Here is a 13,223-nt window from a genome sequence, read left to right as displayed (position 1 = left end):
AACAGAGAGGAGAATGCGAGATGAAACGATATTTCATCGGTGCCGCCTTGTTAGGTTCAGTCCTTATCCTTTTTTTCATCTTTTGGAACGGACAACGAGACACGGCGCGAGAACTGGCATCACCAGCAGAACAAATCATTACGATTCACGGAGAGACGCTACCGGAGCAACCGAACACGCTGCTCGCCATCGACCCGAGTTCACAGACGATTTTATCGCACTTATATGAAGGATTGTACCGCTTCGGGAAAGACGGGACGGTCGAACCGGGACTCGTGGAAGACATGGAACGCTCAGATGACGGGACGACATACACGTTCACGTTAAAAGACAGCGAGTCATTCAACGGAGAGGCGGTGACGGCCGAGACGTTCGTCGAGCGGTTCCGTATGCTTGCCGACGATGACACGAATTCTCCGTTCAGTTTCTTCTTAGAAGATGTCGTGAACGGAAAGGCGATCAGCCTCGGGACAGAAGAACCGGAGACGCTCGGTGTGCGGGCACTCGATCCATCGACACTTGAAGTGACGCTCGAACGGCCGATGGAAGGATTCGAGGAAATTCTCGCCATGCCGGCTTTCTTGCCTCAAACGGCGATTGGCGAATGGCAGGAACTTGATGGGAACGGACCTTTCCACATTCAGTCAATCGACGCCGCGCAATTGACACTCGTGAAAAATGAACGCTATCATGCTGCGGAAGATATCACGCTTGAAAAAATCATCGTATGGGCCGATGCGGCACTCGGGCAAGAGTCGACCGGTATCCATCCGATCCCATACGGAACGGAAGAAGCCGTCTTCGAGTCGTTCGAAGGAGAAGTCGTCAACGTCCCGCGGAGCGGTGTTTTCTATTTAAAACCGAACGTTGACGAGTATCCGTTTGATGATGTCGAGTTCAGGAAGAGCCTGGCTCTTGTGCTCGACCGGGACGCGATCGCCTCGAAACTCGCGCGGGCCGAGCGGCCGACGGAGCGTTTGCTCGTCATCGATGAGACGGAAACGAACGCCACCCTCGAAGGGGACGCGGCCGAGACGTTCGAAGCGGTGAAAGAACGGTTGCAACAAGAAACAATCGAAATCGAGCTTCTTAGTTTCGTCGATGATGAAGCAAGACAAATTGCCCAGTCGATCAAGCAAGACTTTGAGCAACTCGACGGACTCAAAGTCAACATCGTCGAACTTCCGCTCGGAGAAAAAGTTAGGAAAGAAGTCGCAGGGGACTATGCGCTGTCGCTCTCTGGGTGGCAGCCGGATTATCCCGCTCTCAGCGCTTACTTGACTCAGTTAGAGACGGATAATTATTTAAATTCGAGTGGTTATGCTGACGAGACGTACGATCAATTGATGGCGGACGCCCGGGCGACAGAAGGGTTAGAAGCACGCGATACGAAGTATCGACAAGCCGAACAGCACTTGCTCGAACAAGCTGTCGTTATTCCAATCTATCAAGCTGGAAGAACGTACGCCGTCGATGGAAAATATGCGGAAATCGGTTTTCCAGTCATCGGTCCTTCGTACGTCCTACATTTTTCAGAAGTTTATAAAAAATGAGTAAAAAGCCCGTCTATTTAGGAGGGCACTGAAAAACTTTAAATGCTTTTGAACAGAGGAGCGCCGTCCCGAAAGGGATGGCGCTCCTCTGTTTTCATCGCCCTTCAGCCGCCCTGTCCGGCACGCCGCTTTCCTGGGGCGGGCGTCGAGCCGCATCGCGACAATGTCGCTGCTGGGTCTCGCCTTGCCCGCTGATTCCCCGGGAGTCGGCGTGCCCTCGGGCGGCGCTGTACGTGTGCGTCATTTCGGAATATACTGGCTAAAACAATCAATCTGGAGGCGATACCGATGATGCCTGACCTGCCGAATATGCCGCCGAGCCCGTATACGGCCCTCTATGATCTGTTGATTCCGGCCGATGACGAGCTGCGGCTCATTCACGACCTCGTCCCGTTCGATTTCATCACGGAGATGCTTGAAGATACGTATTGCCATGACAACGGGCGGATGGCCGTCCATCCTGTTCGGATGTTCAAGTATCTGTTCCTGAAGGCGCACTCGAACCTGTCCGACGTCGACCTCGTCAGACGGGCGAGGACCGACCTCGCATACAAATATTTTCTGGACCTCGCACCGGAGGATGACGTCATCAACCCCTCCTCGCTCACAAAGTTCCGCCGTCAGCGCATGGACGACGACGAGCTGCTTGACGAGCTGATCGCACACACGGTTCAGGTCGCGAAAGGGATGGGGCTGCTCAAATCACGGACATTGATTGTCGACGCGACCCATTCCCGTGCCCGGTACGGGCAAAAACCGATCGGGCAGGCGATCATCGAAGAGGCGAAGAGACTCCGCCATGCGTGCTACAAGGAAACCGAAAACGCGAAAGGTCGCTTCCCGGAGAAGGTGGACGAGTCAAACATCGACCAGCTTCTGACGTATGCGCTTGGAGTCGCGGAGACCGTCGAGAGCGGAATGCCGGAACTGATGGCACGCGAACATATCCGAGACCGGGTGAACCGGGTCCGTGAGCTCGCCGAGGATGCGCACGTCGAACTTCAAGTCTCCAAGGATTCTGATGCCCGGACCGGGCATAAGAGCGCCGACTCATCCTTCTTCGGTTACAAGCATCATCTCGCAATGACGGAGGAGGGCATCATCACGGCCGTCATCGTCACATCCGGCGAAGCATCGGACGGTCATCAGCTGGGAAGGCTCGTCCAGAAGAGTCATCGGGCAGGGGCCGAGTTCGACCATATCGTGGGCGACTCGGCCTATTCGAGCCGGGACAACCTGATTTATGCCGCCTCACAGGGGTGCAAGCTCGTCGCGCCGTTGAACCCGCAAGTCTACTCGCCATCACCGAATCGCGTGGAGGGCTTCACCTACAACAAGGATGCCGAACGGTATGTCTGCCCCGCCGGGCACATGGCCGTCCGCAAGACACGGGGCGGGCGAAAGAATGCCGGGACGAACCCTGTCGAGAGCCATTTCTTCGACATCGAACTGTGCAAGCGGTGTCCGTTGCGAAAAGGGTGTTACAAAGACGGGGCCAAATCGAAGTCCTACAGCGTGTCATTGAAATCACGGGAGCACAGTGACCAGCTCGACTATGAGCAAACCGACGACTTCAAGGAGCATCGTCGGAAACGCTTCGCCATCGAGGCGAAGAACAGTCAACTGAAGAACACGCAAGGCCTGGCGCGCAACAAGACGTCAGACCTGAAAGGCATGACGTTACAGAGCGCGATGGCCATCATCGCGGTCAACCTGAAGCGGATAATCAGCCTCCATAAAGAAAAAACAGGATAAGGGCACGGAAAAAGGGCGATTGTCCCGACTTGAGTCGGTCCAATCACCCTTTTTTCTTTTCACGCTCGGATAGAGCGGAGGTTTTTCAGTGCCCTCCTATTTAGGCGGGCTTTTCGACTATGGTAAAAATTTTTTAGAAAAATCAAAATAAATACTTTGCAAAATTATCAGAATATTGTATTATTGCTTCAACGGGATTGTGGTAGCAAATTTTGTAAAGTGAAAAATGACTGAATTTTCTACCATCGTTCATTCTGTTAAACCGAAAAAAATCAGGGGGTCATCGCAATGAATAAGAAAAAAGGTTTTGCTTTAGCAACGTCAGTAACGCTCATCTCGAGTGCGTTTCTAGCAGCTTGCTCGGGTGGGGAAGACACAACAAACAACGAAACAGGTTCAAACGGATCTGGTTCAGAAGGTACGCCGGATGAAGCGCAAGTCCTCAACTTGCTCGAAGGTTCAGATATTCCTTCACTTAACCCGACGCTCGCTACTGACTCAGTATCGTTCAACGTATTGAACAACGTTATGGAAGGTCTTTATCGCATGGACGACGAAGACAACCCAACTGAAGGTGTTGCCGAATCACACGAAGTATCTGAAGACGGTTTGACGTACACGTTCAAAATCCGTGAAGGCGTAACATGGTCAAACGGAGAGCCTGTAACGGCAAACGACTTCGAATACGGTTGGAAAGAAGTACTCAACCCAGACAACGGGTCACAATATGCTTACGTTATGTCAATCATCGAAGGCGCTGAAGCTTACAACTTAGGCGAAGGCGAGCGTGACGCTGTCGGTGTCACAGCTGTCGATGACCAAACACTTGAAGTTAAATTGACAGCTCCGGCTGATTACTTCCTTGGTCTCACAAGCTTCGGCGTATTTATGCCTAAACTTGAGTCGTTCGACCAAGAGCAAGGCGAGAACCTCGGTACGTCTGCAGAGACAACTCTTTACAACGGACCGTTCAAACTCGAAAGCTGGGAGCGCGAACAAGGCTGGAAAATGGTTAAAAACGAAGAGTATTGGGATGCAGAAGCAGTCAAACTTGACGAGATCAACTTCCGCGTCGTAAAAGAAGTCCAAACGGGCGTCAACTTGTACGAGAACGGTGACGTGGACCGCACTGGCTTGACTTCTGAGCTCGTTGCCCAGTTCCAAGACAGCGAAGACTTCTCTACTGTCGTAGAACCTACACTCTTCTACCTCCAATTCAACTCAGCTGTAGAAGCGCTTGACAACCAAAACATCCGTAACGCGATCGATCGCGCATACGATAAAGCAGCAATCTCTGAGACGCTCCTCGCGAACGGATCGATTCCTGCGAACTACCTCGTACCGAAAGACTTCGTAACAGGTCCTGACGGCAACGATTTCCGTGACATCAACGGAGACATCGGTGGCTACGACCCAGAAGAAGCGAAACAACTTTGGGAAGCTGGACTTGAAGAACTCGGTACAGACACAGTTGAGCTAGAGTTCTTGAACTACGACTCAGAGACTGCGAAGCAAATCGGTGAGTTCATCAAAGGTGAGCTCGAGAAGAACCTCGAAGGTATGACTGTCACAATCAAGCAACAGCCGTTCAACAACAAACTTGACCTTGAAAGCAAAGGCGAATTCGAAATGTCGTTCGCTGGCTGGGGCCCTGACTACCAGGATCCAATGACGTTCGTTGACCTCTTCGTCACTGACGGACCATACAACCGTGGTAAGTGGTCGAACGAAGAGTTCGATGCACTCATCGAATCTGCGAAAACAAGCACAGATGCTGAACAGCGTTGGGCTGACCTTGCTGCAGCAGAGAAAATCGTTCTTGAAGAGAGCGCAATCTCGCCAGTTTACCAACGTGGATCGGCTCGCCTCACGAAGCCATACGTGAAAGACATCGTTGAACATGCGTTCGGCGCTGACTACTCGTACAAGTGGGCATTCATCGAAGGTAAAGAATAAGATTACACTTCACCGAGAGAGACAGGGACGCCTGTCTCTCTTTTTTGTGCGTAAAAAAACACCGCTCGAAATGAGCGGTGCGGCAGTTTAACTTTATTTCACTTTGGCGCGCTTACGGCTGAGCCCCATCGCTTTCTCGATTTTCGCGAGGTTCTTGTTGGCGACGGCTTCGGCTTTCTCACGGCCGGCATCCAAGATGGCGTCGAGCTCGGCTGAATCGACGAGCTCATGATAGCGGGCTTGAATCGGTTCGAGCAACGACACGACCGCTTCGGCGACGTCTTGTTTGAACGTGCCGTAGTTCGAGTCTTTATACTTTTCGACGAGTTCATCGATCGGCGTGTCTGTTGCGAGCGAGTAAATCTCGAGCAAGTTCGAGATGCCTGGTTTGTTCTCCCGGTCAAAACTGATGACACCGCTCGAGTCGGTGACGGCACTCTTGATTTTTTTACGGATGACGTTCGGTTCGTCGAGCATCGAGATGTATCCTTTCGCGTTCGCATCAGACTTTGACATCTTTTTCACCGGATTCGTCAAGCTCATGATGCGGGCGCCTTCTTTTTGAATGAGCGGCTCCGGAATCGTGAACGTCTCGTAGTAGCGTTTATTGAACCGTTCCGCCAAATCGCGCGTCAATTCGACGTGTTGCTTTTGGTCATCACCGACCGGGACGAGCTCCGTTCCATAAAGAAGGATGTCCGCTGCCATGAGCGTCGGGTAGATGAAGAGACCGGCACCGACGTTATCGCCACCTTGCGACTTGTCTTTATATTGTGTCATCCGCCCGAGTTCTCCCATCCGGGAAATGCACGTCAACATCCAACCGAGCTGGGCGTGCGCCTTCACTTCCGATTGGACGAAAATCGTCGCTTTCTCCGGGTCGAGTCCGCAAGCGAGATAGAGTGCCGCCAGTTTCCGCGTGTTGTCCATCAATTCGATACGGTCGAGCGGGACGGTGATGGAGTGAAGATCGACGACGCAGTAAAAGGCGTCATGTTCGTCTTGAAGATCGACGAACTGTTTCATCGCCCCTAAGTAGTTGCCAAGCGTGACAACGCCGGTCGGTTTAATGCCTGAAAAGATTTTTGCCATGATTGCACCTCCAAAGAATATAAAAAACCGCGGTCTTCCGCCCGAATAATCGGGACGAATAACCGCGGTGCCACCCAAATTTGCATGATTTCATGCCACTTGAACGCGTTAACGGGCGTGAACCGTCTCGCCGTACTACAAGTTCAGGCGAGCCATTCCAAAGTCCATTCGCTTAAACCACTTCCATCTGCTCGCAGCCACGCAGACTCTCTGGGGGAAGGGGGTTTAACCTACTTGTCTTCTTCACGATGTTTTCCTAGATGCTGTATTCAGTTTAGCATATGGACTAAAAAACGGGAAGGTCAAACGAACGACAAAGCATACGAGACGAGGATGCTCGCGATGCCGACAACAATCCAACGCCGTGCCGCCTGTTTCCGAACCGCCCGTTCCTCAAGTGTCGTTTCTTCGTCTTCTTCATAGTCTGGATCGATCTCTTTCAATTTGGCCCGACGATTTCGTTTGAAGCCATACATGATCCCGTCGAACAGACCCGAGGCGCCCATCTCTGAAAACATGCCGATCGCGAAGACGATCATCCCGCCGACGAACAAGCCGCCGCTCACATGGAACAAAAACGTCTCTGGGCGATAGTACGATACATACGACCAAATCGTGTATGTAATTGTGACAATACATAAAACGATTAATATCGCTCTAAAATTTTTCAATGTGTCAAACTCCTTTCAACTGGATGACCAAAATCAGTCCCTATCCTTCATGGCTCTATGATACTAGTAGTTCTATCCGTCTGGCGAGTGAGAAGTTTGAAAAATGAGAGCGGTTTATCAACTAGTTGACAGTTTGATTAAAAATTTTTTACAATAGCCCTAACGTTCTTTCGTCGGATACTTTATGAAATATTCAGAAAATTAAAGAAAAAAAGTAAGATGTTACGTTCCGACGATGCGCCAAGCCATATAGTTAGAAAGGGGAAAATCACTATGAAGAAAAAATCGATCTTGCTCATGATGACACTCATCTTAGCACTCGGTTCAGTACTCGCCGCTTGCTCGACTGGTGGAGACTCTGACGGCGGTTCGTCTTCGAACGGAGAAAAAGTACTCCGCTTGACGGATACGTCTGATATTACGACAGCCGACCCGGCACTTGCCACAGACGCGGTCGCATTCAACTTGATTGCGAACACGATGGAGGGACTTTACCGCCTAGATAAAGACGGTCAAGCCGTACCAGCGATGGCAGAAGGTGAGCCAGAATTGAACGAGGACGAGACCGTCTACACGTTCACACTTCGTGACGCCGAATGGTCAAACGGTGAGCCGGTCACAGCGAACGACTTCGTGTATGCATGGCAACGCGCCGTCGACCCGGATACAGGTTCACAGTACGCGTACATCATGAGCACACTTAAAAACGCGGACGCAATCAACGCGGGCGATCTTCCAAAAGAAGAGCTCGGTGTGAAAGCGGTCGATGAGAAGACACTCGAAGTCACACTCGAGCGTCCAGATCCATCGTTCCTCTCACTCACATCGTTCGGTACGTTCACACCGATCAACGAAGCGTTCGCAACTGAAAAAGGTTCGGACTTCGCGACGAATGTCGACAACCTTCTATACAACGGTCCGTTCACATGGTCACAATGGGATCGTGAGCAAGGCTACGTCTTAACAAAGAACGACACGTATTGGGATAACGCCAACGTCGCTCTCGACAAAGTCGATGTTCGTGTCGTCAAAGAGACGTCAACAGTCGTCAACTTGTTCGAAGCTGGTGAAGTCGACTACGCCGGTCTCGCCTCAGAACAAGTCGCTGCTTTCCAAGACAGCGAAGACTTCAACACGGGTCTTCGTTCAGCCGTCGGTTACTTCAAATTCAATCACGAAGATGAAGTGTTCGCTGACGTGAACGCTCGTAAAGCGATCGCACGCGCAGTCGACCCGTCTGGGATCATCGACCAGCTCTTGAACAACGGCTCGGTTGCCACAACATCGTTCATCCCGAAAGACTTCATTAAATATGAAGATGGTACGGATTACACAGAAGGTCTTCAATACTTCGAGACGAACACAGACGAAGCGGCAACGCTTTGGGAAGAAGCGACTGGGGGCGAATCGCTCACGATCGAACTTCTTTCATTCGACTCGGAAGTATCGAAACAAATCTCTGAGTACATGAAAGGCCAAATCGAGTCAAACTTGCCAGGCGTGACGGTCAACATCGCCCAGCAACCGTTCAACAACAAGCTCGCGCGTGAAGCGAGTGGGGATTATCAAATGTCATTCGCCCTTTGGGGTCCTGACTATCAAGATCCGCTCACAAACCTTGGGATCTTCACATCGAACAACGGTCAAAACGACATCAACTACAGCTCGGCCGACTACGATCGTCTCATCGACGAAGCGTCAGCTGAAACGTCAATCGATGCCCGTTACGACAAGTTCAAAGAAGCGGAACAACTCTTGATCGAACAAGATCAAGCGATCATGCCGATCTATCAAGCTGGCGTCGCTTACTTGATTCGTCCAAACATCGAAAACTTCAACCGTCAACTATTCGGTGCTGATTACCAGTACAAATACGTCGACATCAACTAAAGAGCGTGGGGGCATGCGACAGCATGTCCCCCGTTTTCTAAAAAAAAATTAGAAAAAAGAGAAAAAACTATTCAAATGTTTTGTTGGTAAAGTATAATGGAGTAACAGTGAAAATTCAGAATACTTTATAAAGTGAGTACTTTGCGATTTTCATGTGCTGTACTAAGAGCCTTGAGATGACGTTTGACCTATTCTTTCAGAAAATTCCTTTCATTTTGTGAATTCAAGAACAGGGAAATATGTCATAGTGATGCTGTTGGTGCAAGCATAGAAATATTTAGAAAAACAGGGGGTTTTTATTTATGGGACGTTATCTTTTGCAGCGGCTGACTTACGGCCTCATCACGTTCTTCTTGATTGCGACGTTCACATTTTTCCTGATGGATCTGTTACCAGGTTCACCGTATCAAAACCAGGAGAAATTGACGGATACTCAAATTCAAATCTTGAACGAGCGTTATGGACTCAATGATCCGCTTCCGGTTCGTTATGCTACTTACATGGGGAACCTTTTACAAGGCGACCTCGGCATCTCGTTCCGTACGGCCAACCGGCCAGTGACGGAATTAATTTTGGAGCGAATCGGTCCATCGGCCCAGTTAGGTGCTCAAGCATTGATACTCGGTACGTTCGTAGGACTATTGCTCGGGATCGTGGCGGCCATTCGTCACAACACGGTCATTGACTATGGTTCAATGTTCGTATCTGTTATCGGGATTTCCGTCCCGTCGTTCGTCTTTGCAGCCCTCCTTCAGTACTATGTGGGCGTAAAGTGGGGCATCTTGCCAGTCGCCTTCTGGGACTCACCGGCCCATACCATCTTGCCGACCATTTCGTTGTCACTCGGTGTGACGGCATCGATTGCCCGTTTCGTCCGGACCGAGATGTTAGAAGTCACCGGACAAGACTATGTCACCCTCGCTAAAGCGAAAGGGCTGACAGGGAATGCGATCGTATGGAAACACATGGTTCGAAACGCGATCATCCCGGCCATCACAATTCTTGGACCGATGACAGCTGCCTTGTTGACAGGGACGTTCGTTATCGAGAAAATTTTTGCCGTGCCAGGACTTGGTGAATTGTTCGTTACGTCGATTACGTTGAATGACTATTCGGTCATCATGGGAACGACTTTGTTCTTCTCGGCGCTGTTCATCTTGATCATTCTACTCGTCGATTTGCTCTACGGAGTCGTTGACCCACGTATTCGTCTTGGGGGGGATAACTGATGATTGAAAATAAAAAGAATTACGAGCAGTTCGACCAAGACATGTTCCAACCTGTCGAGATGAACGAACAGCTCGCTGAACGTATTGCAGGAAAAAGTTTAAACTTTTGGCAAGATGCATGGATGCGCTTAAAGAAAAACAAGGCGGCCATCATCTCGCTATCGGTTATTTTAATTCTCGTCGCTCTCGCGCTCTTTGGACCGATGCTTTCAGGACGCGACGCGTATACGCAAAACATCTCGCAAGCGAAACTTCCGCCAAAAGTCACAGGACTTGAATGGGCCGGATTTGACGGGATGGCCAACCTCGGTGGCCGTGACATCGACTTTTACGAACAAAAGAACGTCGAAGAGAACTACTGGTTCGGTACCGACTACCTCGGCCGTGATCTTTGGTCACGGATTTGGGAAGGGACACGGATCTCGCTCTTCATCGGTCTCGTCGCCGCCATCATCGATACAGTGATTGGTGTGGCGTACGGTGGTATTTCGGCTTACTTCGGTGGCCGCGTCGATAACATCATGCAACGGTTCGTTGAGATTTTGACAGGTGTACCAAACTTGATTTTGATTATCTTGTTCATCTTGATCTTTGACCCAGGGGTCTTCACCATCATCTTGGCGATGACGATCACCGGTTGGATTGGGATGAGTCGACTCGTCCGCGGTCAAATTTTGAAACTGAAAAACCAAGAGTTCGTATTGGCAGCCCGTACGCTCGGCGCTTCAAGCAACCGTTTGATTTTCAAACACTTGATCCCGAACACACTCGGTGCCATCATCATCACACTCATGTTCACGATTCCATCTGCCATCTTCTTCGAGGCATTCCTCAGCTTCATCGGGATCGGACTTCAACCGCCACAAGCGTCACTCGGTACGTTGATCAATGACGGATACAAAGAGTTGCGGACGTTCCCGTACCTCCTCGTCATCCCATCGACGATCATCGTCTTGCTCATGGTCAGCTTCAACTTGCTCGCCGACGGCTTGCGTGATGCGTTCGACCCGAAAATGCGTAAATAATTTAGAAAGAGGGGGACTCGTGCATGGAAACGATTTTATCTGTCCGAGACTTAGCGGTCTCGTTCCATACGTACGCTGGTACGGTACAAGCCGTTCGCAACGTATCGTTCGATTTGAAAAAAGGCGAGACGCTCGCAATCGTAGGTGAATCGGGTTCTGGTAAATCCGTCACATCGAAAGCGATCATGCGTCTCATTCCGAACCCGCCAGGTGAGATCACGAACGGAGAGATCTTGTTCGAAGGGAAAGACTTGGCAAAACTTTCGGAAAAAGAAATGCTTAAAATCCGTGGCCGCGACATCGCGATGATCTTCCAAGATCCGATGACGTCGCTCAACCCGACGATGACGATTTTTAAACAAATCGCTGAAGGGTTGAAACAGCACCAAGGGCTCACAGGGGAAGATGCGAAGAAGCGTGCGCTCGAACTGCTCACACTCGTCGGTATCCCGAACCCTGAGGCTCGTCTCAAGCAGTACCCACACCAATTATCTGGTGGAATGCGTCAGCGGATCGTTATCGCGATCGCGCTCGCTTGTAACCCGAAAGTATTGATCGCCGATGAGCCGACGACAGCGCTCGACGTGACGATTCAAGCCCAAATTTTAGAGTTGTTGAAAGATATTCAACAAAAGACAGGTACAGCCATTATCTTCATCACGCACGATCTTGGCGTCGTCGCGAACATGGCTGACCGCGTCGCCGTCATGTATGCCGGTAAAATTGTCGAAAAAGGAACGGTCGATGAGATTTTCTACGAGCCACGTCACCCATACGCTTGGGGCTTGCTCGGATCGATGCCGCGTCCGACTGACGACCCGAACGAAGCGCTCCCGGCCATCCCGGGTACGCCTCCTAACTTGTTGAACCCGCCGACAGGCGATGCGTTCGCACCGCGTAACCCGTACGCGATGAAGATTGATTTTGAGAAAGAGCCACCGATGTTCCAAATTAGTGACACGCATTACGCGGCGACATGGTTGTTGCATCCGCAAGCACCGCAAGTGACACCGCCACAAGCGATCATCGACTTGGCGCTCAAATATCGTCCAGACAGCGCGTTTGCGAAATCGCTAGTGAAAGGTGGTGCTGAATAATGGAACGTGAAAAATTATTAGAAGTACGAGACCTGAAGCAGCACTTTAAAATTGGTCGAGGCCGCGTCGTTAAAGCGGTCGACGGCATCTCGTTTGATATTTATAAAGGTGAAGTGCTCGGTCTCGTCGGAGAGTCTGGTTGTGGGAAATCGACGACTGGACGCACGATCATCGGATTATATGATGCGACTGACGGAGACGTTATTTTCAAAGGCGAAAACGTTCACGACAAGAAGTCGAAAGCGGAGAAGTTGAAGTTTAACCGTGCGATGCAGATGATCTTCCAAGACCCATACGCGTCGCTCAACCCGCGGATGACGGTCGCTGACATCATCGCTGAAGGGATCGATATCCACGGTCTCGCGAAAACGAATGAAGACCGGATGAACCGTGTCTATGATCTTCTCGAGACGGTCGGTCTCACGAAAGAACATGCGAGCCGTTACCCGCACGAATTCTCGGGCGGACAGCGTCAGCGGATCGGAATTGCCCGTGCCCTCGCAGTCGAACCGGACTTCATCATCGCCGATGAGCCGATCTCGGCACTTGACGTGTCGATTCAAGCCCAGGTCGTCAACTTGATGAAAGAATTGCAACGAGACCGTGATCTCACATACTTGTTCATCGCCCACGACTTGTCGATGGTCAAGTACATTTCAGACCGCATCGGTGTCATGTATCAAGGCCACCTCGTCGAGCTCGCCCCGGCTGAGCTCCTGTACGATAACCCGATTCACGCGTATACGAAGTCACTCCTCTCGGCGATCCCACTTCCGGATCCAGAGCATGAGCGGACACGTAAACGGATCGTCTATGAGTCGAAGTCACTCGGTGCCGTCGGACGTTCGGATGAAGATTCAAGCATCCCGCCGCTCCGTGAAGTCGAGCCAGGACATTTTGTCTCGTTGACGGATGAAGAATACGAAGCGTATAAAGCACAACTCGTGTAACGCGT

General features: G+C 50.9%; 10 protein-coding genes and 1 other annotated feature. Of the genes, 8 read left to right on the top strand and 2 right to left on the bottom strand.

Going from position 1 to position 13,223, the window contains the following annotated elements; all coding sequences use genetic code 11:
- Positions 1 to 20: 20 nt before the first annotated feature.
- The 3 genes from P398_RS0112605 to P398_RS0112595 all read left to right on the top strand — a co-directional run bounded on the left by P398_RS0112605 (position 21) and on the right by P398_RS0112595 (position 5,264).
- A complete protein-coding gene (locus P398_RS0112605; protein WP_029335557.1) occupies positions 21 to 1,553 on the top strand; it encodes a peptide ABC transporter substrate-binding protein in 1,533 nt (510 codons plus the stop codon).
- A 288-nt stretch (positions 1,554 to 1,841) separates the two neighbouring features.
- Positions 1,842 to 3,308 carry an IS1182 family transposase gene (locus P398_RS0112600; RefSeq protein WP_029333968.1) on the top strand — a complete coding sequence of 489 codons (1,467 nt, stop codon included), beginning with the start codon at positions 1,842 to 1,844 and terminating at the stop codon, positions 3,306 to 3,308.
- Positions 3,309 to 3,596: 288 nt separating this feature from the next.
- Positions 3,597 to 5,264: a peptide ABC transporter substrate-binding protein gene (locus P398_RS0112595; RefSeq protein WP_029335556.1), complete on the top strand. Its 1,668-nt coding sequence runs from the start codon at positions 3,597 to 3,599 to the stop codon at positions 5,262 to 5,264.
- Between the two features lie 93 nt (positions 5,265 to 5,357).
- Here the strand turns inward: P398_RS0112595 and trpS are convergent, their stop codons facing one another.
- Together trpS and P398_RS0112585 are read right to left on the bottom strand one after the other, a co-directional pair.
- Positions 5,358 to 6,356 (bottom strand): tryptophan--tRNA ligase, encoded by a 999-nt coding sequence (gene trpS, locus P398_RS0112590; RefSeq protein WP_029335555.1) that lies wholly within the window; start codon positions 6,354 to 6,356, stop codon positions 5,358 to 5,360.
- A gap of 47 nt (positions 6,357 to 6,403) precedes the next feature.
- Positions 6,404 to 6,612: a binding site (T-box leader), on the bottom strand.
- A 46-nt stretch (positions 6,613 to 6,658) separates the two neighbouring features.
- Positions 6,659 to 7,027: a DUF3899 domain-containing protein gene (locus P398_RS0112585; RefSeq protein ID WP_029335554.1), complete on the bottom strand. Its 369-nt coding sequence runs from the start codon at positions 7,025 to 7,027 to the stop codon at positions 6,659 to 6,661.
- A gap of 273 nt (positions 7,028 to 7,300) precedes the next feature.
- Between P398_RS0112585 and P398_RS0112580 the strand changes: the two genes are divergently transcribed.
- From P398_RS0112580 to P398_RS0112560, 5 genes are all read left to right on the top strand, one after another.
- Positions 7,301 to 8,917, top strand: a complete 1,617-nt coding sequence (locus P398_RS0112580; protein WP_029335553.1) for a peptide ABC transporter substrate-binding protein — start codon at positions 7,301 to 7,303, stop codon at positions 8,915 to 8,917.
- A 302-nt stretch (positions 8,918 to 9,219) separates the two neighbouring features.
- Positions 9,220 to 10,146, top strand: coding sequence for an oligopeptide ABC transporter permease (gene opp3b, locus P398_RS0112575; protein ID WP_024369929.1), 927 nt, complete (start codon positions 9,220 to 9,222; stop codon positions 10,144 to 10,146).
- Complete coding sequence (gene opp3C / locus P398_RS0112570; protein WP_029335551.1) at positions 10,146 to 11,171, top strand: oligopeptide ABC transporter permease; 1,026 nt, start codon at positions 10,146 to 10,148, stop codon at positions 11,169 to 11,171. The genes opp3b and opp3C overlap by 1 nt, the downstream gene beginning before the upstream one ends.
- A gap of 23 nt (positions 11,172 to 11,194) precedes the next feature.
- On the top strand, positions 11,195 to 12,268 hold the full coding sequence (locus tag P398_RS0112565) for an ABC transporter ATP-binding protein (protein ID WP_024369931.1): 1,074 nt from the start codon (positions 11,195 to 11,197) through the stop codon (positions 12,266 to 12,268).
- Complete coding sequence (locus P398_RS0112560; protein WP_024369932.1) at positions 12,268 to 13,218, top strand: ABC transporter ATP-binding protein; 951 nt, start codon at positions 12,268 to 12,270, stop codon at positions 13,216 to 13,218. Before P398_RS0112565 ends, P398_RS0112560 begins: the two co-directional genes overlap by 1 nt.
- The last annotated feature ends 5 nt before the right edge of the window (positions 13,219 to 13,223 follow it).

It is taken from the genome of Exiguobacterium aurantiacum DSM 6208 (genome assembly GCF_000702585.1).
Lineage (GTDB): Bacteria > Bacillota > Bacilli > Exiguobacteriales > Exiguobacteriaceae > Exiguobacterium > Exiguobacterium aurantiacum.
The sequence above is the reverse complement of the archived record's forward strand: the minus strand, read 5'-3'. Positions and strand labels throughout refer to the sequence as shown.

Bases quoted from the DNA above. Each gene is read 5' to 3' on its own strand.
- P398_RS0112605 (WP_029335557.1), top strand. From the start codon at position 21: ATGAAACGATATTTCATCGGTGCCGCCTTGTTAGGTTCAGTCCTTATC.
- P398_RS0112600 (WP_029333968.1), top strand. From the start codon at position 1,842: ATGATGCCTGACCTGCCGAATATGCCGCCGAGCCCGTATACGGCCCTC.
- P398_RS0112595 (WP_029335556.1), top strand. From the start codon at position 3,597: ATGAATAAGAAAAAAGGTTTTGCTTTAGCAACGTCAGTAACGCTCATC.
- trpS (WP_029335555.1), bottom strand. From the start codon at position 6,356: ATGGCAAAAATCTTTTCAGGCATTAAACCGACCGGCGTTGTCACGCTT.
- P398_RS0112580 (WP_029335553.1), top strand. From the start codon at position 7,301: ATGAAGAAAAAATCGATCTTGCTCATGATGACACTCATCTTAGCACTC.
- opp3b (WP_024369929.1), top strand. From the start codon at position 9,220: ATGGGACGTTATCTTTTGCAGCGGCTGACTTACGGCCTCATCACGTTC.
- opp3C (WP_029335551.1), top strand. From the start codon at position 10,146: ATGATTGAAAATAAAAAGAATTACGAGCAGTTCGACCAAGACATGTTC.
- P398_RS0112565 (WP_024369931.1), top strand. From the start codon at position 11,195: ATGGAAACGATTTTATCTGTCCGAGACTTAGCGGTCTCGTTCCATACG.
- P398_RS0112560 (WP_024369932.1), top strand. From the start codon at position 12,268: ATGGAACGTGAAAAATTATTAGAAGTACGAGACCTGAAGCAGCACTTT.